A 24374-nucleotide genomic window follows, 5' to 3' on the forward strand; every position below is an offset into this window, starting at 1 on the left:
GTTCAGTCTTTCTTCACCGCACCGGCAAAGGCGTCGATGATGGCGCGGATGGGCGCCTGCTTGAGTTTGAGCGCCGCCTGGTTCACGACCAAACGCGAGCTGATGTCCATGATGCGTTCGACTTCGATCAGGTGGTTGGCTTTCAAGGTGTTGCCGGTGGACACCAAGTCCACGATGGCATCGGCCAGGCCCGTGAGCGGCGCCAGTTCCATGCTGCCGTAGAGTTTGATCAAATCGACGTGCACACCTTTGGTAGCAAAGAAGTCGCGGGCAATGGCGGTGTATTTGGTGGCGACTTTCAGACGCGCTCCGGTGCGCACCTGTGCGGCGTAGTCGTAATCGTCGCGCACGGCCACACTCATGCGGCATTTGGCGATGTTCAGGTCCAGCGGCTGGAATAGGCCTTGGCCACCGTGCTCGATCAAGGTGTCCAGCCCCGTGACGCCCAGATCAGCGCCGCCGTATTCCACGTAGGTTGGCACATCGCTGGCGCGCACCAGGACCACGCGCACATTGGCTTGGTTGGTGGGCAAGATCAGCTTGCGCGATTTTTCAGGGTCTTCGAGCACCTCGATGCCTGCGGCCTGGAGCAGCGGCAAGGTTTCGTCAAAGATGCGTCCTTTGGACAGGGCCAGCGTGATCATCGAGTCTCCCGCAGAGCCACCTCAAGGGAGACTCGCGCCCCCTTGGGGGGCAATGAATGAAATGAACGTGGGGTCATCATGCTTTCACTCTTTCAATGTCAGCGCCCACAGCGCGGAGTTTGGCTTCCATGCGGTCATAACCGCGGTCCAGGTGGTAAATCCGATCCACGATGGTTTCGCCTTCGGCGACGAGCCCGGCGATCACCAGGCTGGCAGACGCCCGCAAGTCGGTGGCCATCACCGTCGCACCCGACAGCTTGTCTACGCCTTCGATCACCGACACCTTGCCATCGATCTGGATGTGAGCACCCAAGCGCACCAACTCGTTGACGTGCATGAAACGGTTTTCAAAAATCGTCTCGGTCACCTTGCTGGCGCCTTTGGCGATGCAATTGAGCGCCATGAACTGGGCCTGCATGTCAGTGGGAAAGCCAGGGTATTCGGTGGTGCGAAAGCTCTGGGCTTTCAAGCGGCCTTCGGACTTCACACGGATGAAGCCTTCACCGGATTCAATGGTGGCCCCAGCATCGCGCAATTTGTCGATCACCGCGTCCAGGTGATCACCCCGGCCATGGCGCAGGACCACGTCACCCCCGGTAGCGGCCACAGCGCACAAGAAGGTGCCGGCCTCAATGCGGTCGGCCACAACCTGGTGCACACAACCTTGCAGGCGGTCAACGCCTTGAATGCGAATCTTGCTGGTGCCATGGCCTTCAATCTTGGCGCCCATCTTGATCAGCATTTCAGCCAGGTCGGTGATTTCGGGTTCTTGGGCGGCGTTTTCCAGCACCGTTTCGCCTTCGGCCAAAGCTGCGGCCATCATGAAGTTTTCGGTGCCCGTCACCGTGACCATGTCGGTGGTGATGCGCGCACCCTTGAGGCGCGTGCGCCCCGCTGGCAAGCTGGCCAGCATGTAGCCGTGCTCCACCGTGATCTCGGCACCCATGGCTTGCAAGCCCTTGATGTGCTGATCCACAGGGCGAGAGCCAATGGCGCAGCCACCAGGCAGCGAGACCTTGGCATGACCAAAGCGGGCCAGCAAGGGTCCCAGCGCCAGCACTGAGGCGCGCATGGTTTTCACCAATTCGTAGGGTGCTTCGGGGTTGTTCAGGCCGCCCGCATCGAGGGTCACGCGACCGTCATCGTGGTGTTCACAGACCACGCCCATGTTGCGGATCAACTTGAGCATGGTGGCCACATCCTGCAGGCGCGGCACATTGGCCAATGTCACCGGTTCGGCGCTCAGCAAGGCGGCGCACAGTTCGGGCAAGGCGGCGTTCTTAGCGCCAGCAACGTCGATCGTGCCGTTCAGGCGGTGACCGCCGCGAATTTTCAGTTTGTCCATGAGTCTTGTCGCAATCAGCGAGGCAGCGCCGCCCATTCGGCAGGCGTGTAGGTTTTCATCGACAAGGCATGCACCTCGTCGTTTTGGATTTTTTGGCCCAAAGTGGCGTACACCTTTTGGTGGCGTGCGATCAGGCGCAAGCCTTGGAAAGCTTCGGACACCACCACGGCGCTCCAGTGGCGACCATCACCATCGACTTCGAGGTGAGTGCATGCCAGCCCCGAGGCGATGATGGCGTGAAGTTGCTCAGCGTTCATGGATTTTCAGCTCCGGATTTTGTAGCCGGTGCGCAAGAGGTAAAGGGTCACACCGCTGACCACGGCCAGCGCCGTGGCCACCACGCCCAAACTGATCCAGGGCGAGACATCGCTTTGGCCAAAGAAGCCGTAACGGAAGCCATCGATCATGTAAAAGAAGGGGTTCAAGTGACTCAGCTGCTGCCAAAAACCGGGCAGGGAATGGATGGAATAGAACACGCCCGACAAGAACGTCATGGGCATGATGATGAAGTTTTGGAAAGCGGCCATTTGGTCGAACTTCTCAGCCCAAAGACCCGCGATCACGCCCAAAGCCCCCATCATGGCCGCCCCCATGAAGGCAAACGCCAAGATCCACAGGGGGTAGATGAACTGGATGTTGACCATCCATCCGGTGATGACAAAAACGCCCAGGCCCACGGCCAGACCGCGCACCACCGAGGAACCCACATAGGCCACAAACCAGCTGCGGTGCGACAAGGGCGTGAGCAATAAGAACACCAAATTGCCCATGATCTTGCTTTGCACCAAACTGGACGAACTGTTGGCAAACGCGTTTTGCAACACGCCCATCATGATCAGGCCGGGCAACAAGAACGAGGTGTAGGCGACCTGGTCATAGACCTTGACATGGTCTTCCAGCACATGGCCAAAGATCAACATGTACAAAACGGAGGTCAGCACGGGCGCGGCAATCGTTTGGAAAGCCACTTTCCAAAAGCGCAGCACTTCTTTGTACAACAGGGTTTGCCATCCGGTCATGCGAGGGCTCCCGATTGCGCCTGTTGGCGGTTCATGACTTCCAGGAACACGTCTTCCAGATCGGCTTGGCGAATCTCAACATCTTCGGCCACCAAGCCGGCCGAGCGCACAGTGTTCAGGCACGTCTCGATGTCCAAAGCGTTGTTGACCGGCACCTGGACGATGCGGCCTGTGACACGGGCCACAGCGGCCACAGCAGCGGGCAGGTCGCCATCGAGCTTGAATCGCAGCACCTGGCTGGTGGCGGACTTGAGAAGCACCGATGTCTTTTCCAAGGCCACCATCTGGCCGCGCTTGAGCATGGCAATGCGACCGCAAAGGGCCTCGGCCTCTTCGAGGTAATGGGTGGTCAGCAGCACCGTGTGACCTTGTTTGTTGAGTTTGGCGATGAACTGCCAAAGGGTCTGACGCAATTCCACGTCCACACCGGCAGTGGGCTCGTCGAGCACGATGACACGCGGTTTATGGACCAGCGCCTGGGCCACCAAAACCCGGCGCTTCATGCCGCCAGAGAGTTGGCGCATGTTGGCATTGGCTTTGTCGGTCAGGCCCAAACTGTCTAGCAACTCATCGATCCAAGCGTCGTTTTTCTTGACGCCAAAATAGCCCGACTGGATCTTCAGAGATTCGCGAACGGTGAAAAACGGATCAAAGACCAGCTCTTGCGGCACCACGCCCAAAAGGCGCCGAGCAGCTGCGTAGTCGCTTTGCACATTGTGACCATGCACCAGCACTTGGCCTTGGCTGGCACGGGTCAAGCCTGCCAGGATGCTGATCAAGGTAGTTTTACCAGCGCCGTTGGGACCCAACAAGCCAAAGAACTCGCCCTCTTGCACATCGAAGCTGACCTGGTCGAGCGCGCGAAATGCGGCTGTACCCGCCTGTTTGGCAGGATAGGTTTTGGAGACGGATTGGAATGAGAGCGCAGGCATGGGAGGGCTTTATTTTAAGTGCTGGCCCAAGGCAAGGCAGTCTGACGCCCCCGAACAAGGCAAAAAGAGGGGGATTTCACCCCCAAAAAGGCTCAGGCGGGCTCAAGCAGGTCCAGAACACCGTACAAAGTGGCCAATTCGCGCAAACGGTCGGACATGCCCTCGACAAGCACTGATCGGCCCTGGGCTTTGGCCACACGGCGCAGGCCCAGCAACACCGCCAGGGCGGAAGAATCGAAAACACTCAGCGCCGATGCGTCCACAAGAACAGGCTCAGGCTGAACAGGTCTGACCTTGCCCTGCAACTGGCTGACCCACTGCGAAAGGCAGGCATCTGCATGCTCATGCATCAGCGTCGGGGGCAGCTTGAGTGCTTCCATGCTCTTGGCTCCGTTCAATGCTCAGCCATTGCGGGCGTTGGACTTGTTGCGTGCCGCCAAGCTGGCGATCAGCGCATCAATGCCGCCGGCGTTGATTTCTTTGGTGAATTGGGTGCGGTAGTTTTCAATCAACCACACGCCCAAGACATTGAGGTCAAAAATCATCCAGCCTGCGCCTTCACCAGGTGTTTTTTCCAAGCGGTAATCCAGCTGAATCGGGTCACCCTTGCCGCGCACTTCGGTGTTGACAACCAGGTTTTTGTCCTCTTGACCAGCCTTGACAGGCTTGACCACCACGGTTTGATCACTGACTTGGCTCAAAGCGCCTGCGTAGGTGCGAACCAAGAGAATTTTGAACTCTTCTTGCAAGCGCTTTTGCTGCTCAGTTGTGGCTTTGCGCCAGGCCGGGCCCGTGGCCAAGGCTGTCATGCGACGGAAATTCACATGGGCCATGAGCCTGTCGTCCACCAACTGCATGAGCTTGTTCACATCACCGCTGCGCAATGCCTTGTCGGCTTTGATGGTGTCCAGCGTCTCGGTGGTGATGCGCTTGATGAACACATCAGGCGCTTCATCGGCGGCCCATGCAGACGCCGTGGTCACCGAAAGCAAGGCAGCCACGGTCGTCGCCAAGATCTGCCGGCGGTTCAAGGAAAAACTCATGGAAAAGAAACTCATGCAGGAAATATAAAGGTGATTGAAAGTGCGCGTGTTAACACTTGTAACGGCCATCGGGCTCAAGGCGCATCCGGATCGCTGTAATCAAAGTCTGATGGCGGGTTGCCGTCGTACACATCGTTTTGACGCTTTTGCAGGTATGCATCGCGCACGAAGGTGTAAGGGTCGAGTGAAGCTTCTTTGAGGGTGTCCACCGCCTGAAGCAAACCCACACGAACATCGGTCACGCGCAAAGTTACCAAGCCGTAACGCGTCGCTTCATCGTTGATTTGGCGAATTGGATCGCCTTTGTAATCCACTGGAAAAGCGACTGTGTCACGCAAGGTCGATGGCCCAAAGATTGGCAGCACCACGTAGGGTCCAGGTTTGACGCCCCAAAAACCCAGCGTCTGTCCAAAATCTTCCTTGTGCCGGTCCAGACGCATCTCAGTGGCGATGTCCAAGACACCGCCCAGCCCAAAAAACGTGTTCACGCTCACGCGCATGAAGCTTTCCGCCGCATGCTGCCCCTTGAGCTGCAAAGCGCTGTTGGCCATGGACCAGACATCCCCCAAATTGCCAAAGAAGTTGTGGACGCCAGTCTGTACGAATTTGGGAACCACCTTGTCATAAACACGCGCCACGGGCTTGACGGCGATCGCATCGACGGCATCGTTGAAGTTGTAAACACTTCGATTCATCGACTCCCAGGGGTCGCGCGCATCCGCACTCTTGACCGTGGCGCAGCCCTGCAAGGCCATGACAAGCAAGGCTCCCAACAACAACATGCCAGTGCGCAGTTTCAGCTTCACTTCTTGCCTTCCGTGCTGCCTGCAGGCTCAGCGGCCTTGCTGTAGAGGAATTGGCTGATCAGGTTTTCCAAAATCACGGCCGACTGGGTCGAGCCGATTTTGTCGCCAGCGACGAGGTTCTTTTCGTCGGCACCCGGGGCGATGTCCAGGTATTGCTCACCGAGCAAGCCACTGGTCAAAATTTTGAGCGAACTGTCAGCGGGGAACTGGTTTTGCGACTGCAATGCCAAGGTCACTTTGGCCTGAAAGGATTCACCGTCAAAAGCGATGGTCTTGACGCGCCCCACAACCACGCCCGCGCTTTTGACCGCAGCGCCAGGCTTCAAGCCACCGATGTTGTCGAATTTGGCCGTGACCTGGTAGTCCGAGCTGAAATTCAAGGTGAGCAAATTGGCCGACTTGAGGGCCAAAAACAGCACAGCGACAGCGCCCAGCAAAACAAACAAACCCACCCAAATATCATTTTTTGAACGTTGCATCTCGTCCCCTTCAAATGCTGAACATCATCGCGGTCAGGATGAAGTCCAGACCCAAAACCGACAAGGAAGAAACCACCACACTGCGGGTGGTGGCACTGGCCACCCCTTCCGGCGTGGGCTTGGCCACATAGCCTTGCAACAAAGCGATGAAGGTCACCGCCACCGCAAACACAATGCTTTTCACGATGCCGTTGCCCACGTCTTTGAACACATCGACACCGCCTTGCATCTGGCTCCAGAACGAGCCCGCATCGACACCGATGAGCAAGACGCCCACCACATAGCCACCGAAAATGCCCACCGCACTGAACACGGCCGTGAGCAAGGGCAAAGCAATGACACCGCCCATGAAGCGCGGCGCCAAGATGCGTTGGATCGGATCCACCGCCATCATCTCCAACGCGGTGAGTTGTTCACCCGCTCGCATCAGCCCGATCTCGGCGGTGAGCGAAGCACCGGCTCGGCCCGCATAGAGCAAGGCGGACACCACGGGCCCCAGCTCACGCACCAAACTGAGCGCCACCAACAAGCCCAAAGCCTCGGCCGAGCCGTAGCGTTGCAAGGTGTAGTAACCCTGCAAGCCCAACACAAAACCCACAAACAAGCCCGACACGGTGATGATGGCCAGCGAGTAGTTGCCCAAGAAATGCACCTGGTCACGCACCAAGCCAAAGCGCTTGAGTGCCGTGCCCGACATCTTGAGCAATGTGAAAAACAAACGGGCACCAAAACCCCAATCGGCCAGCGCCTCGCGGGTGCTTGCGCCCAATGCGCCCAACATCTGAATCAGCTTCATCCAGGCCTCCGGTCGTAGTCCTGATCGGCTGTGGGTGCGGGGTAGTGGAATGGCACAGGGCCATCGCTGAGCGCATGCACAAACTGATGAATCATGGGGTCGGTGCTGGCACGCAGCTCGGCCGGCGTGCCTTGCGCGGCCAGACCGCCATTGGCCAAGATCACCACATGGTCGGCGATCTCGAAGGTTTCGGTCACATCGTGCGAGACGATCAGGCTGGTGATGCCCAGGCTGTCATTCAGGCGCCGAATCAAGCGTGCGGCGGTGCCCAAAGAAATGGGATCCAGGCCGGCAAAGGGCTCGTCGTACATGATGAGGTCGGGGTCCAGCGCGATGGCGCGGGCCAAAGCCACACGGCGGCTCATGCCGCCAGAAATTTCCGAAGGTTTCAAATCACGTGCACCGCGCAATCCGACCGCATCGAGCTTCATGAGCACGATGTCTCGGATCAAGTCTTCCGACAGCGCGGTGTGTTCGCGCAAAGGAAAAGCCACGTTGTCGAACACGCTCATGTCGGTGAACAAGGCACCGAATTGGAAGAGCATGCCCATGCGACGCCGCGCTGCGTACAACTCGTCTTGCTGCATCACGGTCACGTCTTGACCGTCAAACAGCGTCTGCCCTTGCTGGGCGCGAATTTGCCCACCGATCAAGCGCAAGACCGTGGTCTTGCCGCCACCGGACACGCCCATCAAGGCGGTGACTCGGCCGCGCGGGATCTTGAAGCTGAGGTTCTTCAAAATCGCACGTTCACCGTAGCCAAAGCTCAGGTCGCGCAGTTCAACGAGTGTGGATGGATGAGGGGTATTCATGAAAAACAAGAGCCGGGAATGCCGGCTCTTGTGATCTTAAAGGTGCAAGGTCAACGCAGTGTTAACCTTGGTGTTCTAGGGATTGTACCTAGAACGAAACAGCCCCTCAGCGTGGCAGGTCGCTGGAGCCCATCAAGAACTCGTCGACAGCACGCGCAGCTTGACGCCCTTCGCGGATGGCCCAAACCACCAGCGACTGACCACGGCGCATGTCCCCTGCGGCAAACACTTTGTCCACATTGGTGGCGTAACCGCCCGTGAAATCGGTGCTGGCCTTGGCGTTGCCACGGGCATCCTTGTCAATGCCAAAGGCGTCGAGCACGGTGGCAACCGGGTTCACAAAACCCATGGCCAACAAAACCATGTCGGCTTTGTATTCCTTCTCGGTGCCAGGCACCTCGACCATCTTGCCGTCTTTGAACTCGACGTGCACGGTGGTCAGGCCTGTGACCTTGCCCTTTTCACCGGTGAAGGCCTTGGTGGAGATGGCGAATTCACGCTTGAGCAGGCCTTTTTCGGCGCTTTCATCGTGGCTGGAGCTGGTGCGCAGCTTCATGGGCCAGTAAGGCCAGACCATCGCTTTGTTTTCTTTTTCGGGTGGCTCGGGCATCACCTCGAACTGGGTCACGCTCACAGCGCCGTGGCGTGTGCTGGTACCCACGCAGTCGCTGCCGGTGTCGCCGCCACCGATCACGATGACGTTCTTGCCGTCAGCGCGCAATTGGCCTTTGAGCTTGTCACCCGCATTGACCTTGTTTTGCTGGGGCAGGAACTCCATCGCGAAGTGGATGCCGTCCAGCTCGCGGCCGGGCACGGGCAGGTCACGCGACTGCTCGGAGCCGCCGGTCAGCAGCACCGCATCAAAGTCTTTCTTGAGCTGTTCGGCGCTGATGGTTTCCTTGGCCCAGTTGGTGACCTTGGAATCCTTGGGCCACTCACCCACCAGCACGCTGGTGCGGATGGTCACGCCTTCGGCTTCGAGCTGCTTGACGCGGCGGTCGATGTGCGACTTTTCCATCTTGAAGTCGGGGATGCCGTAGCGCAGCAAGCCACCCACGCGGTCGTTCTTTTCGAACAGGGTCACGTCGTGGCCAGCGCGCGCCAGCTGCTGGGCAGCAGCCAAGCCTGCGGGGCCTGCGCCGATCACCGCGACTTTTTTGCCGGTCTTGACCTTGGCAGGACGGGGCGTGACCCAGCCTTCGGCCCAGGCGCGGTCGATGATGGCGTGCTCGATCGACTTGATGCCCACGGCGTCGTCGTTGAAGTTGACCACGCAAGCGGCTTCGCAAGGTGCGGGGCAGATGCGGCCGGTGAACTCGGGGAAGTTGTTGGTGCTGTGCAGCACCTCGATGGCGTTTTGCCAGTCGCCCTTGTAGACCAGGTCGTTGAAGTCCGGAATGATGTTGTTGACCGGGCAGCCGTTGTTGCAAAACGGTGTGCCGCAGTCCATGCAACGCGCCGCTTGTGTTTTCGACTGCTCGGGTGTCAAACCGATCACGAATTCGCCGTAGTTTTTCAGGCGCTCGGCAACGGGCTTGTAGCCCTCTTCGATGCGCTCAAATTCCATGAAGCCAGTGATTTTTCCCATGATGTTTCCTTCGATTCTTGTACCGTGGGTTCAAGCAGCCACAGGCTGGGCAGCCTTGGCGGCCTTCTTGGCATTGATTTCACCCAGTGCGCGCTTGTATTCGTTGGGGAACACTTTCACGAACTTGGCACGGGCGGTGGCCCAGTTGTCCAGCAACTCGCGGGCACGCTGGCTACCTGTCCACTTGTGGTGGTCTTCCAGCAGCTTTTTCAGCTGGGCTTCGTCGGCTTGGTCGCGGTGCCACACATTGCGGTCCACTTGCGCCTCTTGCTCGGCCACCGTCAGCACTTTTTCCATGCTGACCATGGCGGTGTTGCAGCGCGAAGCGAATTCACCGTCTTCGTCGTAGACATAAGCGATACCGCCGCTCATGCCTGCGCCGAAGTTGCGGCCGGTCTTGCCCAAGACAGCGACGGTGCCGCCGGTCATGTATTCACAACCGTGGTCGCCTGTGCCTTCCACCACGGCTGTGGCACCCGACAGACGCACCGCAAAGCGCTCACCGGCCACGCCAGCGAAGAAGGCTTCACCCGTGGTCGCGCCGTACATGACGGTGTTGCCCACGATGATGTTTTGTACTGCTGCGCCACGGAATTCCAGGCTGGGGCGCACCACCACGCGACCACCCGACAAACCTTTGCCGGTGTAGTCGTTGGCTTCACCAATCAGGTACAGCGTGATGCCCTTGGCCAGGAATGCGCCAAAGGACTGACCGCCTGTGCCTTCCAATTGGATGCGCAGGGTGTCGTCAGGCAAACCTTCGGGGTGCACCTTGGTCACGGCACCAGACAACATGGCACCGACCGAGCGGTTCACGTTGCGGGCGACTTCCATGAACTGGACTTTTTCGCCCTTGTCGATGGCGGCGCGGCTCTTGGCGATCAGCACGTTGTCCAGGGCTTTTTCCAGGCCGTGGTCTTGTGTGTCCACATGGCGCACGGCCACGGTAGAGGCGACCTGAGGCACGGCCAGCAGGCGGCCGAAGTCCAAGCCCTTGGCTTTCCAGTGTTCCACACCGCTCTTCATGTCGAGCAGGTCGGCGCGGCCCACCAGGTCGTCAAACTTGGCAATGCCCAGCTGGGCCATGATCTGACGCACTTCTTCGGCGATGAAGAAGAAGTAGTTCACGACGTGCTCTGGCTTGCCGGTGAACTTGGCACGCAAGACCGGGTCTTGGGTGGCCACGCCCACGGGGCAGGTGTTCAAGTGGCACTTGCGCATCATGATGCAGCCCTCGACCACCAGTGGTGCGGTGGCAAAGCCGAATTCGTCAGCACCCAACAAAGCGCCAATCGCCACGTCGCGGCCGGTCTTCATCTGGCCATCGGCCTGCACACGGATGCGACCGCGCAAGCCGTTGAGCACCAGGGTCTGCTGGGTTTCGGCCAGACCGATTTCCCAAGGCGAACCTGCATGCTTGACCGACGACCAAGGCGAAGCGCCCGTGCCGCCGTCGTGGCCTGCGATCACGACGTGATCGGCCTTGCACTTGGCAACGCCTGCGGCAATCGTGCCGACGCCGATTTCGGACACGAGCTTGACGCTGATGTCGCTGTGCGGCGCCACGTTCTTCAGGTCGTGGATCAGCTGGGCCAAGTCCTCGATGGAATAAATGTCGTGGTGCGGTGGTGGCGAGATCAGACCCACGCCTGGCACCGAGTGGCGCAGCTTGCCGATGTAGTCGGACACTTTGCCGCCGGGCAACTGACCGCCTTCACCGGGCTTGGCACCCTGGGCCATCTTGATCTGGATCTGGTCGGCGCTGGACAGGTATTCGGCGGTGACACCAAAGCGGCCCGACGCGACTTGTTTGATGCGCGAACGCAGCGAGTCACCGGCTTGCAAAGGCAAGTCGACCTCGACGTTTTCGGCACCGATCACGCTCTTGAGGGAATCACCGACTTTGATCGGGATGCCTTTGAGTTCGTTGCGGTAACGCGCCGAGTCTTCGCCGCCTTCACCGGTGTTGCTCTTGCCGCCAATGCGGTTCATGGCCACGGCCAGGGTAGCGTGCGCTTCGGTAGAAATCGAGCCCAGCGACATCGCGCCGGTGGCGAAACGCTTGACGATGTCGGCCGCAGACTCGACCTGCTCCAGCGGGATGGCTTTGGCGGGGTCGATCTTGAACTCGAACAGACCACGCAGCGTCATGTGGCGCTTGCTTTGGTCGTTGATGATCTGCGCGTATTCCTTGTAGGTGCTGAAGTTGTTGGCACGGGTGGAGTGCTGCAACTTGGCAATTGCGTCGGGCGTCCACATGTGCTCTTCACCACGGGCACGCCAGGCGTATTCGCCACCGGCGTCCAGCATGGTGGCCAGCACGGGGTCATCGCCAAAGGCGGCGGTGTGCATGCGGAAGGCTTCTTCGGCGATTTCGAACACGCCGATGCCGCCCACGCGGCTGGCGGTGCCGGTGAAGTATTTGTTGATGGTCTCGGTGTTGATGCCGATGGCTTCAAACAATTGCGCACCGCAATACGACATGTAGGTCGACACGCCCATCTTGGACATGATCTTGGACAGGCCCTTGCCGATCGCTTTGACGTAGTTGTAGATGGCCTTCTCGGCCGACAGGTCGCCTGGCAGCTCTTTGTGCAAAGCGGCCAGGGTTTCCATCGCCAAGTAGGGGTGGACGGCTTCAGCGCCGTAACCGGCCAGCACGGCAAAGTGGTGCACTTCGCGGGCGGTGCCGGTTTCAACCACCAGACCTGCAGTGGTGCGCAGGCCTTCGGTCACCAGGTGCTGGTGGATGGCCGACAGCGCCAGCAGCGCGGGCACCGCCACTTGGGTGGCGTTGACGCCACGGTCACTGATGATCAGGATGTTGTGGCCGCCCTTGATGGCGTCCACGGCTTCGGCGCACAGCGAGGCCAGCTTGGCTTCAACGCCTTCACGACCCCACAGCGCGGGGTAAGTGATGTCGAGTGTCGCGCTCTTGAACTTGCCTTTGGTGGCTTGCTCGATGTTGCGCAGTTTGGCCATGTCGGCGAAGTCCAGCACAGGCTGGCTGACTTCGAGGCGCATCGGTGGGTTGACCTGGTTGATGTCCAGCAGGTTCGGCTTGGGGCCGATGAAGGACACCAGCGACATCACAATCGCTTCGCGGATCGGGTCGATGGGTGGGTTGGTCACTTGCGCGAACAACTGCTTGAAGTAGTTGTACAGCGGCTTGTTCTTGTCGGACAGCACGGCAAGTGGGCTGTCGTTGCCCATGGAGCCAATGGCTTCTTCACCGGCGGAGGCCATGGGGGCCAACAGGAACTTGATGTCTTCTTGCGTGGTGCCAAAAGCTTGTTGCAAGTCGAGCAAAGGCACGTCGGTGGCAGGTGCGTGCACAGGGGTAGCGGCCACGTCGTCGAGCTTGATGCGCAGGTTCTCGATCCACTGCTTGTAAGGCTTGGCGCTGGCCAGGCCCGCTTTCAACTCTTCGTCGTTGATCATGCGGCCTTGTTCCAAATCGATCAGGAACATCTTGCCGGGCTGCAGACGCCATTTGCGCACGATCTTGCTTTCGGGGATCGGCAGCACGCCGGTCTCTGAGCCCATGATGACCATGTCGTCGTCGGTGATGATGTAACGCGAAGGGCGCAGGCCGTTGCGGTCCAGCGTGGCGCCGATCTGGCGGCCGTCGGTGAACACGATCGATGCGGGGCCATCCCATGGCTCCAACATCGCAGCGTGGTATTCATAAAAGGCCTTGCGGCGCTCATCCATGGTGGTGTGTTGTTCCCATGGCTCAGGGATCATCATCATCACGGCCTGGCTGATGGGGTAGCCCGCCATCGTCAACAGTTCCAGGCAGTTGTCAAATGTGGCGGTGTCGGACTGACCAGCGAAGCTGATGGGATAAAGCTTTTGCAGGTCGGCGGCCAGCACGGGCGAAGACATCACACCTTCGCGGGCCTTCATCCAGTTGTAGTTGCCTTTGACGGTGTTGATCTCACCGTTGTGCGCCACATAGCGGTAGGGGTGAGCCAATGGCCACTCGGGGAAGGTGTTGGTCGAAAAACGCTGGTGCACCAGACCCAAAGCCGAGACGCAGCGCTCGTCTTGCAGGTCCAAGTAATAGGTGCCCACTTGGTCGGCCAGCAGCAAGCCCTTGTACACCGCGGTGCGGCTGGACATGCTGGGGATGTAGTACTCGTTGCTGTGCGTCAAGTTCAAGGCTTGGATGGCGGCACTGGCGGTCTTGCGGATGACATACAGCTTGCGCTCCAAAGCGTCTTGCACGATCACGTCGGCGCCACGGCCGATGAAAATCTGGCGCATGATCGGCTCTTTTTCGCGAACGCGGGGCGACATGGGCATCTCGCGGTTCACCGGCACATCGCGCCAGCCCAGCACCACTTGACCCTCGGCCTTGACGGCGCGCTCGAGTTCTTGCTCGCAAGCCATGCGCGAAGCATGCTCTTTGGGCAAGAAGACCATGCCCACACCGTACTCACCGAAAGGCGGCAGATTGATGCCCTGCTTGGCCATTTCTTCGCGGTACAGCGCGTCGGGCAACTGGATCAGGATACCGGCACCGTCGCCCATGAGCGCGTCCGCACCCACAGCACCCCGGTGGTCCAAGTTTTCAAGAATCTTGAGGGCCTGCGTCACGATGGCGTGGCTCTTTTGACCTTTGATGTGGGCAACAAAGCCAACACCGCAGGCATCGTGCTCGTTGGCCGGGTCATAGAGACCGGTCGATTGGAAATGTTCTTTATCGGCTGCCGTGGACATGGCGCACTCCTAGGGTTTTTACGCAGGGGGGTGAGTTTACTGCACTGCAACAACAATGCCAAGACAATTAATTGGGGTCAGATCCCAATTAATTTAATCTTTGTTTTCTCAAGCTTTTAATTGGGGACAGATCAATCAATCTGTCTTCTTGAATGGCCGCCCGGCCTTGCCAGGCAAGAGGCGGCGCGGTGTCAGCTCTTTGAGCTCAGCAACGAATCTGGGGGAGCCCAGAGCCCAACCGGACAGGGCACTTCGGGTCAACTGCTCTTTTTCGGCAGCGGCCAAGCCCGTCTGGACCAAGGACAGATAAGCCGCCTCTCGAGCGAATGGCGTATTGCCCAATCCCCAAAACAGGGCATGTGGGGTCACCAATTTGTCGCTCAGCTGCCCAATACAGTGCCTGTGGCTAGACCATTTGTAATCGACCGGTTCTTGCACCATGCCCGCCCGGACCGGGTTCAGCTCGATGTAGACCATGCACGCCAAAAGATAGCGCTCACTCTCAATCAAATTGCTGCGGTAGCGCCCTTCCCACAAGGTACCCGTTCGTTGGTGACGCAAATTGAAGTAACGCACATAGCTGCGCCCCACCGCCTGCATGAGCTTGGGCAAACCCTCGTCGGTTTGGGGTGTGGCCAGCAAATGCAGGTGGTTGTCCATGACCACATAGGCATGGATGGCCACTTTGAAAATGGCCGCCTGCTCGACCAACAAGGCCCACAATTTCTCGCGATCGGCATCGTCCCGAACGATGGCCTGTCGGTCATTGCCCCGCTGAATGACATGGTGCGGGTATCCGGCAACGGTGAGTCGGGGCTGGCGGGCCATGAGAGGAATTCAGAAATTCAAAAGTCCAGTTTAATTGGGATCTGACCCCCATTAAATTTGGGGGTATCGAGAGCCCATCAAGTCTTCAATCCCAAACTCTTGGAGCAGCGCCTGCAAGCGCTCACCGGCTGAGCGCTTTTTCTGGCCGGTGTACTTGGCCAGGATCAGCTCGTTTTTCATCGAGTGTTCCCAGCCCACCAATTCGGTCACAGTGACCGAATAGCCTTGGGACTCCAAGTACAGGCAGCGCAGCACATTGGTCAGCTGGCTGCCCACTTCGCGGGTGTGCAAAGGGTGACGCCACAGCTCGGCCAGCGGGGTGCGCTGCAAGTTGAGCGCCTTGTTTTGGTTGAGCGCCCGGGCCAGCTCGGCCTGACAGCAGGGCACCAGCACCATGTACTTGGCTTTCTTTTGCAAGCCAAAGGCGATGGCGTCGTCGGTGGCAGTGTCGCAGGCGTGCAGTGCGGTGACCACGTCGATTTGCTCAGGCAACTCGCTGCTTTGCGTCGATTCGGCCACGCTCACGTTCAAAAAGCGCATGCGCTCAAACCCGAGTCGCTCGGCCAGCGCCTTGGACGACTCAACCAGTTCGCTGCGTGTTTCGATGCCGTAAATCGTGCCTTGACCCAGCGCCTTGAAAAAGAGGTCGTAAATGATGAAGCCCAGATACGACTTGCCAGCACCGTGGTCGGCCAACGTGGGGCCTGTGTCGCTGGCAGGCAATTCGAGGAGCAGCTTTTCGATGAACTGGAACAGGTGGTAAACCTGCTTGAGTTTGCGGCGCGAGTCCTGGTTGAGCTTGCCGTCTCGCGTGAGGATGTGCAGTTGTTTGAGCAGCTCGACCGATTGGCCGGGGCGCACTTCGGGGGGCAAAGTGTCTGAAGGCGATGCAATTGGCGCGTTTCGTTTTTTCATGGCGTAGGCCCCACATCCAGCTGCTTCCAGCCCTGAAGGCCCAGCTTTTCCATCGTCGCCATATTGGTCTCGTAAATCATCTCGGCTTCAGGGAATGCTTCCACCGCCCGATCAATGCTGGCTTCGCGGATCAGGTGCAGCGTGGGGTAAGGCGAGCGGTTGGTGAAGTTGGTGATGTCGTCCGGCTCGGTGTCCGCGAACTGAAAGTCGGGGTGAAAGCTCGCGATCTGGAATTCACCCTCCAGATCCAGCTCCTGCAACACGCCATCGGCTTCATCGAGGAAGTCGTTGAAGTCCAAAAAATCGCGCAGCATCTGCGGCACGATGAGCAGCACTGTCTCGCGCTCTTCGGCCGTCAAGGCGGCCAAGGCTTGCAGTTGCGCGATCAACTCATCGCGCAGGCCTTCCAGGCCTTTGGCCTGGCTCACCGCGTAATGGATTTGGCCCTTCACATGGGGGGCCTTGGCAAAGGGGCACAGGTTCAGGCCGATCACGGCGCGCTCGAGCCAGCGCACGGTGTCGGCGATCTCGATCTGGGGGTAAGAAGTCTCGGTCATGCGTTGATTGTGCCTGCGCGGCGCATGCCCTCAGACGCTTGGCTCAAACGCCTTGACGCGTCAACAAACGCGCAGCCCGCCAAGCCAAGCCCGCACCCACCACGCAGCAGCCCACCGTGACCAAGGGCGTGAACTGCCAGCCCCCGGCACGCGCCGCCACCGCAGCCACCACGGGCGGTCCCACGAACTGGCCCAAGGCCGACATCTGCTGCACCCAGCCCACGGTGGTGGCCACCTGCTGCTCGCCCGGTGCCAGCCGAACCGCCAAACTGAACAAAGTGCCCGGCACCAAGCCACCCATGCCTGAGAACAAAAGCACACCGGCAAAACGCAACCAGGGCGCGCCTTCGGTGAAATAAGCAAAGGCCAGCGTGCTGCCCAGCGCCATGGCACCAAAGCCCAGCCACAAAGTCGAGCGCGGTGCCCAGCCGCGTTGCAACAATCGGCCCGACGCCATGTTGCCCGCCATGTTGACGGCAGCAGCCAAGGCCGTGAGCACGCCGAGCAGCGCACCGCTCACGCCAGCCGCCGCGTAGATGGACGGCAGAAATCCCACCACGGCCAACCACTGGCCGGAATACATGCCAAAAGTCAGCGCCACCCACCAGGGGCCTGGGGCGCTCAAAGTCAGGCGCAATCGGGTCCAAGCGCCCTGCCCGCCTTGGGCCACGTCGGCCACTGGGTCTGCAGGCACCACGCGGTATAGCCAAAGCGCCATGGCCAGCGACACCGCCGCAAACAACCACCACCAAGCGCCCCAACCCCACACCGGAATGAACAAGGGCCCCAGCAAGAGCGCCAGCGCCGTGCCCGTGGGCATGTAAGCACCCCACACACCCAGCATGCCGGGCAACTGCGCAGGCGAAACCAAACGGCGGATCAAAGCCGGTGCTGGCAAAGCCACCAGCAAAAAGCCCAAGCCCTCAACGGCCCGCAACAGCAGCAAGGCCTGAACCGAGGAGGCCAACCCGCCCAAACCGCTGGCCAGCGCCAGCAGGCACAGCCCGCGCACCATGCTGCGCTTGAGCCCCATGCCATCGGCCAGCAAACCCATGAAGACCGCCAGACTCAAGCCCGCGACCTGCACGGTCGACAACAAAAAACCGGACTGCACCAAAGTCAGGCCCAGCTCGGCCTGCAGCGCGGGCAAAGCCGGGGGCAATTTACCCACCTGCAAGGCCGCCACACCACCGGCCCAAACGATCAGCCAGGCGGTCGATTTAGAAGGGTTCATGAAAACTGCTCACAGCAGCTTGCGCCCCGTCAGGCGCTCGTGTTCGCGCAAGGCAAAGCGATCGGTCATGCCCGCGATGTAGTCCGCCACCGAGCGGTGCGCATCGGCACGCAAGGCAAAGTCTTCGCGCATCTCGCTGGGACTGGCCACATAAGCCGCAAACAATTCGCGCACGCCCTGCTGGGCTTGCCCGGTGGTCTGCATCACCTGCGGGTGGCGGTACAAATGGGCAAACAAAAATTTCTTGAGCTCTGCGCTGCGGGCCTTTATGGCAGGACTGAAACCCACCAGCGGCCCCGCCAAGCGCGCCTCGTCCACCGACTGCACACCGGCTTGCGCCACCGCTTGGCGTGTGGTGTCGATCACGTCATAGACCTGGTCGCTCAGCATGCGGCGGATGGTCTCGTACAAAAGCCGGCGCGGCTTGCCCAACAAGTCGGGATGCTCGCCCAGCGCTTGCCGGTGGTAATGCGCGAACAGCTCCACTTCCAACAATTGCTCGGTGCTGATCAGGCCCGAACGGACGCCATCGTCGATGTCGTGCGCGTTGTAGGCAATGGCATCGGCCAAATTGCACAGCTGCGCCTCCAGGCTGGGTTGGGTGCGGTCGATGAATCGCCGCGCCACGCCGCCTGGCTCGGCCTGCTCCAGTTGCTCGGCATTCGTTTTGGAGCAGTGCTTGAGCACGCCTTCGCGGGTTTCAAAACTCAGGTTCAGGCCATCAAAGGCCGGGTAGCGCTCTTCCAATGTGTCCACCACCCGCAGGCTTTGCAGGTTGTGCTCAAAGCCGCCGTGTTCGGTCATGCATTCGTTGAGCGCATCCTGGCCAGCGTGGCCAAAAGGCGTGTGGCCCAGGTCATGCGCCAAGGCAATCGCCTCGACCAGGTCTTCGTTCAAGCCCAAAGCACGGGCGATCGACCGGCCCAACTGCGCCACCTCCAGCGAATGGGTCAAACGGGTGCGAAACAAATCGCCTTCGTGGTTGAGGAACACCTGCGTCTTGTAAACCAGCCGCCTGAAAGCGGTGGAGTGCACGATGCGGTCGCGGTCGCGCTGAAAAGCATTGCGCGTGGGCGCAGGCGGCTCGGCATGCCGACGGCCACGGGATTGAAAAGGATCGCACGCCAAATGGGCCAAACTGCCCGGGTGCTCGGCTTGCAAATGCAGCGTGGACACCATCGCCTCAGGCGCAGCAGGCGTTGATCACGTCGCGCACCAGGGCATCGGGTGCGCCGCACACGGTGGCCTGACCGGGCCCGTCGATCACGACGAACTGGATGTCGCCGCCAATGGCTTTCTTGTCCAGCCGCATGTGTTCGATGTAGTGCCCGGCGTTGTCGGCTGCATCGATGACGGGGCCACGCACCGGCAAGCCGGCCCGCTCGATCAGGGCTTTGAGGCGCGCCACAAAAGCCGCGTCCACTTTGCCCAAGCGCAGCGACAACTCGGCCGCCATGACCATGCCGCAGCCCACGGCCTCGCCGTGCAGCCAGGTGCCAAAGCCCAGACCGGCTTCGATGGCGTGGCCGAAGGTGTGGCCAAAATTCAGGATGGCGCGCAAGCCCGCTTCGCGCTCGTCTTGGCCGACCACCCAGGCCTTGATCTCGCAGCTGCGCTTGACGGCATGGGCCAGTGCTTGGGGCTCTTGCGCCATGAGCGCACCGATGTTGGCCTCGATCCAATCGAAGAACGCCATGTCGGCGATCGGGCCGTATTTGATGACTTCGGCCAGGCCCGCGCTCAGCTCTCGTGCGGGCAATGAGGCCAGGGTGTTCAGGTCGCACACCACACGCACCGGTTGGTAAAACGCGCCGATCATGTTTTTGCCCAGCGGGTGGTTGATGGCGGTCTTGCCGCCCACTGAGGAGTCCACTTGCGACAGCAGCGTGGTGGGCACCTGCACAAAGGGCACGCCGCGCATGTAGCTGGCGGCTGCAAAACCGGTCATGTCACCGACCACACCACCACCCAAGGCATACAGCACCGTCTTGCGGTCGCAGCCCTTGCCCAGCAGCGCATCGAAAATCAGGTTCAGGGTCTGCCAGTCCTTGTGCGCCTCGCCATCGGGCAGCACCACGGTGTGGACTTGTTGGTAATGCGGGCTGATCGCGCTGCGCAAAGCGGCTTCGTAGAGCGGCGCAATGGTCGCATTGGTCACGACCATGGCGGTCTGCGCCTTGGGCAAGCCCGTCCAGGTTTCGGGCCGGCTCAGCAGGCCTTGGCCAATGTGGATGTCGTAACTGCGGTCGTCCAGTGAAATGGCGACCTGTTCAAGGGCGTGTGTGGTCTCAGACATAGCCCTCAAGTGTAGGGCTTTGCCATGACGCTCAGCTGGCAGCTTGGGGGGCAGGGCTCTGTGGCTTGGCGGGCAACTGGCCCGAGAGTTCGAGCTGCATGATGATCATGTTGACCAAGGTGGCCACCGAGGGGCGGCCCGTGTCGATCACATGGTGCGCTGTGGCGCGGTACAGCGGGTCGCGCGATTCAAACAAGGCGCGCAGCCGAGCCATCGGGTCGTCGACCTGCAACAAGGGGCGGCCGGTGTCGTGGCGCACGCGGCGGTAAACGTCTTCGGGCGCCGAGCGCAGGTAAATCACGTGGCCGCGGTCGTGCAGGTGTTGGCGGTTGACTTCGCGCAAGACGGCGCCGCCACCGGTGGCCAGCACGCCCTGATGATTCAGGCTCAGGTCGTCCAGCACTTGCTGCTCAACATCGCGAAAATTCTCTTCGCCTTCGCGGGCGAAAAATTCCCTGATCGAGCAACCCAGACGGGCTTCAATCACATGATCAGAATCCACAAATGGCAATCCCAAGCGACGCGCCAACTGCCGCCCGATGGTGGTTTTGCCCGAGCCCGGAAGGCCCACGAAGATGATGCTCAAAGGGAAATCTCACACAGAAAATTCGGCCCGCCACAGCGAAAAACGGCGTGCCAAAAGAGGCCCCAAGTGTATTCGACCCCAGCACCGCTGTCCCCAGCGGGGACTCAACGGGCTGCAGTAGAGGCTTGATCTGTCACCACACGCGGCGTCAGGAAGATCAACAACTCCGACTTGCGCCGGGTGGTGTTGCGGTTTTTGAACAACCAGCCCAGCCCCGGCACATCGCCCAAGCTGGGCAACTTGGCCTCGTCATTGCGGTCGGCATCTTCGTAAATGCCGCCCAGCACCACGGTGCCACCATCGTCCACCTGGACCTGGGTTTTGACGTGCTTGGTGTTGATGGCGTAGCCCGCCGGAGTGAGCTGCCCCACGCTGTCGCGGTTGACGTCCACGTCGAGCACCACCGCCCCCTCGGGTGTGATTTGCGGGGTGACTTCGAGCTTGAGGTTGGCCTTTCGAAAAGTGATGGCCGTCACGCCTATGCCCGAAGACATCTGGTACGGCAGCTCGGTGCCCTGCTCGATCAGCGCCTTGGTCTGATCGGCCGTGATGACCCGAGGGCGCGACACCACCTTGCCCCGGCCGTCGGCCTCCAGCGCAGAGATTTCGACATTGAGGAACCGGTCTGCCGCCGCATTGAACAGGGACACCGCAAAGCTTGAAGGCACGTTGAGCGTTTGACCGGCCTGGCCCGCAGGCAGGTTGACTTGGTTGCCCGTCACCACCCCTGCGCCGGTGGTGGCGTTGGTGGCACCCAATTGGCCGCTCTTGCCTGCCGCCCCAACACCCCAGCGCACCCCCAGCGATTGGCCAAACTGGTCATCGGCTTCGACGATCTGCGCTTCGATCAGCACTTGGCGCACGGGCACATCCAGCTTCTGGATCATCTGCCCCACCTCGGCCAGCCGGGTGGGCACGTCCATGATGAACAGTTGGTTGGTGCGCGGTTCGGCCAGGGCAGTGCCTCGAGCGCTCAGCCAGCGCGAGGGCGTGGCCCCTTGACCAGCACCGCCGACCAAACGCTGCACCACTTCAGTGGCGCGGGCGTATTTAAGGCGCAAAGACAGCATCTGCAAAGGACTGACCGATTCGAGGGCTGTTTGCGATTCCAGATGCTTTTTCTCACGCAAGGACCATTCATCTCGGGGCGCGACCCACATCACCGTGCCCTCGCGTCGGGAGGCCAGGCCCTTGGACTCCAGCACCACGCCCAGCGCCTGCAGCCAAGGCACTTCCCGCAGCCGCACCGAGACCTGGCCGCTCACCGCATCGGAAATCACCATGTTGAGACCGGTGAATTCGGCAAACACCTGCAGCAAGGACCGGATGTCGATGTTCTGGAAATTCAGGCTGATCGGCTGTCCATCGGCCGTGATGGCGGAACGGATCGCGGGGCTTGCGCCGTCCAGATCCACAACAGGCGGGGTCTGTGCGGGGGCGGCTCCCACGGCCAGGCTGGCCGCCAAGCCCAACAACATGCCTTGACGTCTCATCGACTACCCCCTTTGAGTTCGACCCGCTGCCCTTGTGGCGTTCGCAGCACCAAGCCATCGGGCACGATGGCCGCCACTTTGTGGCCCTCCAGACTGACCCTTTGGCCCACCCGCACCGCGATCCAAGCGCCGCCTGCGCTGAGCACCGCTTGCGGGTCAGCGCCCTGCTGCCAGGAGCCCAGCCAGCGAATGCGCTCCATTGGCCAGGTCAGGGGGTCATCGGTCTGAACGATCGGCTCCTTGGCCTTGGCTTCAGCCGCAACTGGCGGCCAGTCCACGCCTGTCGCCAAGGCAAAGATGTCCGCACCAGAAGCCGCCACAGGTGCCAATGGGTTGTCCGAAGGCCATGACACATCCCCAGTTGAGCCGGGCATGGACCACAGGTTCAGCACCACCTCGATTTGCTCACCTGAAGGCTGGGCCAAGGACAAAACACTCATGCGTTCGATCGACATCACTGGACCGGATGTGCTCAAGATTTGCCAAGCACGTGTCCAATTGGCATAAGCGCCCATCATGCGAACGGCCAGACTTTGCCCTTTCAGGGGCCCGGCGACGACATCGGGCAAAACGCGCAAAGCCACGACCTGAAGGCGCTGGCCGATCAAAAACTGCCGCAGTGACGCCGCCGAATCAGGCGGCCAGCGGCCAGGCAAGCGGCGCCACAGCAGCCCAGCACCCTGGGCCAGGGGGTCCAAGGCTTCAGGCACCGTGACCACGGCGCCTTGAGCGGACCATTGCGCCTGGACTGCTGCCAGTTTTTGCCCCGCTTCGTCATGGGCATCCCACACCTCGCTGAAAGCCCACATGAGCAACGCGGCACCCAAGCAGGCCCCCAGCAAGGTCAAGGCCTGGCGTTGCAGTTGCCGCACACACCAAGTCCCCACAGCAGACCCATGCCAGTGGCCATGCCACAGTGAAGCAAGGCTTGACGCCATCGCGGTCATGGTTGGCCTCGCTGGGGTGGCCCAGAGCCATCGAAAAGTGCCGACCAGCTGGCTTGCCAAGCAAAGGTCACTGCTGGTGCTTTGGTGGCATCTGCCTCGAGGCTTTGAAGCGCCAAGGGTGCACCCCAACGCTCAGACAAAGACTGAGCGGCCAGACCGATGTCTTTGGCATCCAGAGCCTGCCCTTGAAGATTCAGGCGCCCCGCCTCCACCTGCAAGCGTTGCACGCGAAGTCCATGCTGGGACAGCACCGACTGCAGTTCACTTTGCAGCAGCACCCATGCCTTTTGGTGCGTTTGCACTTGGTCCAACTGGCCCAAGACCTTTTGAAGCTGTAGGTTCTGTGCTTGCCGCTGCTGACGCGCAATCACCCGACGCTGTCGTTCATCCCACTGGGCCTGAATGGACTTTGTTTCGGCTTTCAACGCATCGGTGTGCCACGACATGGCACACAACACCAAAGTCGCCAGCAAAATGCCCACCCCCAGCCCGATCACGCCCTGGCGGCTTTGCCGGCGCCAACGTTGCTGACGCTCCAGTGCGGGGTACCGCAGCAGGTTCAAGCCCACCTTCATGGCCACCCCCTCAAGGCCAACCCGCAAGCGACCAAGCGAGGCGCGACGGGCGATGCCATGATCTCCTGGAGCGGCGGATAGGCAAGCTCAGAGAGAACTTTGGGGTCATCCAAGGCTGGATCTTGGACATCGGACACAAAGCGAAATTGCCAGTCCTGAGGCGCCTGTTGCATCAAACTGGGTAAACCGCCCACCAGCATCTTGGACGCGCGTTCAGCCGCACACAAAGCGGGCTCCACACTGCGCAACTGCCAACCCGCCTGTGCGGTCCATTTTTGCAACTCTGCCACCTTGGCTTTGGGGCAACCGGCCCAACGGATGTGTCTGACCCATCCTTGCACGATGGCTTCTGCCTCGAAATCAAAATTGACTTCATCGGGCGGCAGGTTCAAGGCTTGCGCGACCTCCAGTTGAACCTCGGCGGGCCAGGACTCCTCGGGCACATCATCAGGACAGGCCAGTCGCCCTGTCACCAAGTCGGGGGCATCCAGACTCATGGCGACTTTGAGAGGCCAGCCCATCTTGCGTTGGTCAGCATCCAGCAAAACCTGGCGCAAACCGTGTTCACCCGCTTGTCCTTGGAGCCATGTCGTGGATTGAACCTTCAACAAATCGGTGCCCGCTCGGGACAATCCAACCAAGACCCACTCAGGACCATCCGAAGCCAAACCCCAAGCCTTACGGGACGAGGGGGCCGCCATCTTTTGCCAAAGCCGCATCAAAGCTTGCATTGCTTGTCTCCCTGACGGAGCCT

24 protein-coding genes are annotated in these 24374 nt (G+C 60.4%); all 24 read right to left on the bottom strand.

Annotated elements, in window-relative coordinates; genetic code table 11:
- Positions 1 to 2 precede the first annotated feature (2 nt).
- The 24 genes from hisG to QLQ16_RS08090 all read right to left on the bottom strand — a co-directional run bounded on the left by hisG (position 3) and on the right by QLQ16_RS08090 (position 24351).
- On the bottom strand, positions 3 to 644 hold the full coding sequence (hisG, locus tag QLQ16_RS07975; RefSeq protein ID WP_283224165.1) for an ATP phosphoribosyltransferase: 642 nt from the start codon (positions 642 to 644) through the stop codon (positions 3 to 5).
- A gap of 76 nt (positions 645 to 720) precedes the next feature.
- Positions 721 to 1989 (bottom strand): UDP-N-acetylglucosamine 1-carboxyvinyltransferase, encoded by a 1269-nt coding sequence (murA, locus tag QLQ16_RS07980; protein ID WP_283224166.1) that lies wholly within the window; start codon positions 1987 to 1989, stop codon positions 721 to 723.
- Between the two features lie 14 nt (positions 1990 to 2003).
- Positions 2004 to 2246, bottom strand: coding sequence for a BolA family protein (locus QLQ16_RS07985; RefSeq protein ID WP_283224167.1), 243 nt, complete (start codon positions 2244 to 2246; stop codon positions 2004 to 2006).
- Positions 2247 to 2252: 6 nt separating this feature from the next.
- Complete coding sequence (locus QLQ16_RS07990) at positions 2253 to 3008, bottom strand: ABC transporter permease (RefSeq protein WP_283224168.1); 756 nt, start codon at positions 3006 to 3008, stop codon at positions 2253 to 2255.
- The gene (locus QLQ16_RS07995) at positions 3005 to 3940 is read right to left on the bottom strand and encodes an ABC transporter ATP-binding protein (protein WP_283224169.1); all 936 of its coding nucleotides are present in this window, start codon (positions 3938 to 3940) and stop codon (positions 3005 to 3007) included. The genes QLQ16_RS07990 and QLQ16_RS07995 overlap by 4 nt, the downstream gene beginning before the upstream one ends.
- 92 nt (positions 3941 to 4032) lie before the next feature.
- Positions 4033 to 4320, bottom strand: coding sequence for an STAS domain-containing protein (locus QLQ16_RS08000; protein WP_283224170.1), 288 nt, complete (start codon positions 4318 to 4320; stop codon positions 4033 to 4035).
- A 21-nt stretch (positions 4321 to 4341) separates the two neighbouring features.
- Positions 4342 to 4983 (bottom strand): MlaC/ttg2D family ABC transporter substrate-binding protein, encoded by a 642-nt coding sequence (locus QLQ16_RS08005; RefSeq protein WP_283224171.1) that lies wholly within the window; start codon positions 4981 to 4983, stop codon positions 4342 to 4344.
- A gap of 74 nt (positions 4984 to 5057) precedes the next feature.
- Complete coding sequence (locus QLQ16_RS08010) at positions 5058 to 5765, bottom strand: MlaA family lipoprotein (RefSeq protein ID WP_283224172.1); 708 nt, start codon at positions 5763 to 5765, stop codon at positions 5058 to 5060.
- 20 nt (positions 5766 to 5785) lie between these two features.
- Entirely contained in the window at positions 5786 to 6268 is a 483-nt protein-coding gene (gene mlaD / locus QLQ16_RS08015) for an outer membrane lipid asymmetry maintenance protein MlaD (RefSeq protein ID WP_283224173.1), read from the bottom strand.
- Between the two features lie 10 nt (positions 6269 to 6278).
- Complete coding sequence (gene mlaE, locus QLQ16_RS08020; protein WP_431310399.1) at positions 6279 to 7049, bottom strand: lipid asymmetry maintenance ABC transporter permease subunit MlaE; 771 nt, start codon at positions 7047 to 7049, stop codon at positions 6279 to 6281.
- Between the two features lie 11 nt (positions 7050 to 7060).
- The gene (locus QLQ16_RS08025; RefSeq protein WP_283224175.1) at positions 7061 to 7876 is read right to left on the bottom strand and encodes an ABC transporter ATP-binding protein; all 816 of its coding nucleotides are present in this window, start codon (positions 7874 to 7876) and stop codon (positions 7061 to 7063) included.
- 106 nt (positions 7877 to 7982) lie between these two features.
- Positions 7983 to 9464 carry a glutamate synthase subunit beta gene (locus QLQ16_RS08030; protein ID WP_283224176.1) on the bottom strand — a complete coding sequence of 494 codons (1482 nt, stop codon included), beginning with the start codon at positions 9462 to 9464 and terminating at the stop codon, positions 7983 to 7985.
- A 30-nt stretch (positions 9465 to 9494) separates the two neighbouring features.
- Positions 9495 to 14189, bottom strand: coding sequence for a glutamate synthase-related protein (locus tag QLQ16_RS08035; protein ID WP_283224177.1), 4695 nt, complete (start codon positions 14187 to 14189; stop codon positions 9495 to 9497).
- A 135-nt stretch (positions 14190 to 14324) separates the two neighbouring features.
- Positions 14325 to 15017, bottom strand: coding sequence for a transposase (locus tag QLQ16_RS08040; RefSeq protein WP_283224178.1), 693 nt, complete (start codon positions 15015 to 15017; stop codon positions 14325 to 14327).
- Between the two features lie 51 nt (positions 15018 to 15068).
- The gene (locus QLQ16_RS08045; RefSeq protein WP_283224179.1) at positions 15069 to 15932 is read right to left on the bottom strand and encodes a class I SAM-dependent methyltransferase; all 864 of its coding nucleotides are present in this window, start codon (positions 15930 to 15932) and stop codon (positions 15069 to 15071) included.
- Entirely contained in the window at positions 15929 to 16489 is a 561-nt protein-coding gene (locus tag QLQ16_RS08050) for a DUF1415 domain-containing protein (RefSeq protein ID WP_283224180.1), read from the bottom strand. Before QLQ16_RS08050 ends, QLQ16_RS08045 begins: the two co-directional genes overlap by 4 nt.
- Before the next feature lie 43 nt (positions 16490 to 16532).
- Positions 16533 to 17723 (bottom strand): MFS transporter, encoded by a 1191-nt coding sequence (locus QLQ16_RS08055; protein WP_283224181.1) that lies wholly within the window; start codon positions 17721 to 17723, stop codon positions 16533 to 16535.
- A gap of 9 nt (positions 17724 to 17732) precedes the next feature.
- Positions 17733 to 18902, bottom strand: a complete 1170-nt coding sequence (locus QLQ16_RS08060; protein WP_431310396.1) for a deoxyguanosinetriphosphate triphosphohydrolase — start codon at positions 18900 to 18902, stop codon at positions 17733 to 17735.
- A 4-nt stretch (positions 18903 to 18906) separates the two neighbouring features.
- Positions 18907 to 20019 (bottom strand): 3-dehydroquinate synthase, encoded by a 1113-nt coding sequence (gene aroB, locus QLQ16_RS08065; RefSeq protein ID WP_283224182.1) that lies wholly within the window; start codon positions 20017 to 20019, stop codon positions 18907 to 18909.
- A 31-nt stretch (positions 20020 to 20050) separates the two neighbouring features.
- Positions 20051 to 20605, bottom strand: a complete 555-nt coding sequence (locus QLQ16_RS08070; RefSeq protein WP_283224183.1) for a shikimate kinase — start codon at positions 20603 to 20605, stop codon at positions 20051 to 20053.
- Positions 20606 to 20709: 104 nt separating this feature from the next.
- Complete coding sequence (locus QLQ16_RS08075; protein WP_283224184.1) at positions 20710 to 22098, bottom strand: type IV pilus secretin PilQ; 1389 nt, start codon at positions 22096 to 22098, stop codon at positions 20710 to 20712.
- The gene (locus tag QLQ16_RS08080; RefSeq protein ID WP_283224185.1) at positions 22095 to 23036 is read right to left on the bottom strand and encodes a hypothetical protein; all 942 of its coding nucleotides are present in this window, start codon (positions 23034 to 23036) and stop codon (positions 22095 to 22097) included. The genes QLQ16_RS08075 and QLQ16_RS08080 overlap by 4 nt, the downstream gene beginning before the upstream one ends.
- Before the next feature lie 5 nt (positions 23037 to 23041).
- Positions 23042 to 23620, bottom strand: coding sequence for a hypothetical protein (locus QLQ16_RS08085; protein ID WP_283224186.1), 579 nt, complete (start codon positions 23618 to 23620; stop codon positions 23042 to 23044).
- Complete coding sequence (locus QLQ16_RS08090; RefSeq protein WP_283224187.1) at positions 23617 to 24351, bottom strand: hypothetical protein; 735 nt, start codon at positions 24349 to 24351, stop codon at positions 23617 to 23619. Before QLQ16_RS08090 ends, QLQ16_RS08085 begins: the two co-directional genes overlap by 4 nt.
- Between the last annotated feature and the right edge of the window lie 23 nt (positions 24352 to 24374).

This window comes from Limnohabitans lacus (assembly GCF_030053395.1).
Lineage (GTDB): Bacteria > Pseudomonadota > Gammaproteobacteria > Burkholderiales > Burkholderiaceae_C > Limnohabitans_A > Limnohabitans_A lacus.

Excerpts from the sequence above, each read along its gene's own strand:
- QLQ16_RS08000 (WP_283224170.1), bottom strand. The coding sequence starts at position 4,320 with ATGGAAGCACTCAAGCTGCCCCCGACGCTGATGCATGAGCATGCAGAT.
- QLQ16_RS08045 (WP_283224179.1), bottom strand. The coding sequence starts at position 15,932 with ATGAAAAAACGAAACGCGCCAATTGCATCGCCTTCAGACACTTTGCCC.
- mlaD (WP_283224173.1), bottom strand. The coding sequence starts at position 6,268 with ATGCAACGTTCAAAAAATGATATTTGGGTGGGTTTGTTTGTTTTGCTG.
- QLQ16_RS07995 (WP_283224169.1), bottom strand. The coding sequence starts at position 3,940 with ATGCCTGCGCTCTCATTCCAATCCGTCTCCAAAACCTATCCTGCCAAA.
- aroB (WP_283224182.1), bottom strand. The coding sequence starts at position 20,019 with ATGTCTGAGACCACACACGCCCTTGAACAGGTCGCCATTTCACTGGAC.
- QLQ16_RS08075 (WP_283224184.1), bottom strand. The coding sequence starts at position 22,098 with ATGAGACGTCAAGGCATGTTGTTGGGCTTGGCGGCCAGCCTGGCCGTG.
- hisG (WP_283224165.1), bottom strand. The coding sequence starts at position 644 with ATGATCACGCTGGCCCTGTCCAAAGGACGCATCTTTGACGAAACCTTG.
- mlaE (WP_431310399.1), bottom strand. The coding sequence starts at position 7,049 with ATGTTGGGCGCATTGGGCGCAAGCACCCGCGAGGCGCTGGCCGATTGG.
- QLQ16_RS07990 (WP_283224168.1), bottom strand. The coding sequence starts at position 3,008 with ATGACCGGATGGCAAACCCTGTTGTACAAAGAAGTGCTGCGCTTTTGG.
- QLQ16_RS08005 (WP_283224171.1), bottom strand. The coding sequence starts at position 4,983 with ATGAGTTTTTCCTTGAACCGCCGGCAGATCTTGGCGACGACCGTGGCT.
- QLQ16_RS08055 (WP_283224181.1), bottom strand. The coding sequence starts at position 17,723 with ATGAACCCTTCTAAATCGACCGCCTGGCTGATCGTTTGGGCCGGTGGT.
- QLQ16_RS08090 (WP_283224187.1), bottom strand. The coding sequence starts at position 24,351 with ATGCAAGCTTTGATGCGGCTTTGGCAAAAGATGGCGGCCCCCTCGTCC.
- QLQ16_RS08050 (WP_283224180.1), bottom strand. The coding sequence starts at position 16,489 with ATGACCGAGACTTCTTACCCCCAGATCGAGATCGCCGACACCGTGCGC.
- QLQ16_RS08035 (WP_283224177.1), bottom strand. The coding sequence starts at position 14,189 with ATGTCCACGGCAGCCGATAAAGAACATTTCCAATCGACCGGTCTCTAT.
- QLQ16_RS07985 (WP_283224167.1), bottom strand. The coding sequence starts at position 2,246 with ATGAACGCTGAGCAACTTCACGCCATCATCGCCTCGGGGCTGGCATGC.
- QLQ16_RS08085 (WP_283224186.1), bottom strand. The coding sequence starts at position 23,620 with ATGAAGGTGGGCTTGAACCTGCTGCGGTACCCCGCACTGGAGCGTCAG.
- QLQ16_RS08080 (WP_283224185.1), bottom strand. The coding sequence starts at position 23,036 with ATGGCGTCAAGCCTTGCTTCACTGTGGCATGGCCACTGGCATGGGTCT.
- QLQ16_RS08060 (WP_431310396.1), bottom strand. The coding sequence starts at position 18,902 with ATGGTGTCCACGCTGCATTTGCAAGCCGAGCACCCGGGCAGTTTGGCC.
- QLQ16_RS08030 (WP_283224176.1), bottom strand. The coding sequence starts at position 9,464 with ATGGGAAAAATCACTGGCTTCATGGAATTTGAGCGCATCGAAGAGGGC.
- QLQ16_RS08025 (WP_283224175.1), bottom strand. The coding sequence starts at position 7,876 with ATGAATACCCCTCATCCATCCACACTCGTTGAACTGCGCGACCTGAGC.
- murA (WP_283224166.1), bottom strand. The coding sequence starts at position 1,989 with ATGGACAAACTGAAAATTCGCGGCGGTCACCGCCTGAACGGCACGATC.
- QLQ16_RS08010 (WP_283224172.1), bottom strand. The coding sequence starts at position 5,765 with ATGTTGTTGTTGGGAGCCTTGCTTGTCATGGCCTTGCAGGGCTGCGCC.
- QLQ16_RS08040 (WP_283224178.1), bottom strand. The coding sequence starts at position 15,017 with ATGGCCCGCCAGCCCCGACTCACCGTTGCCGGATACCCGCACCATGTC.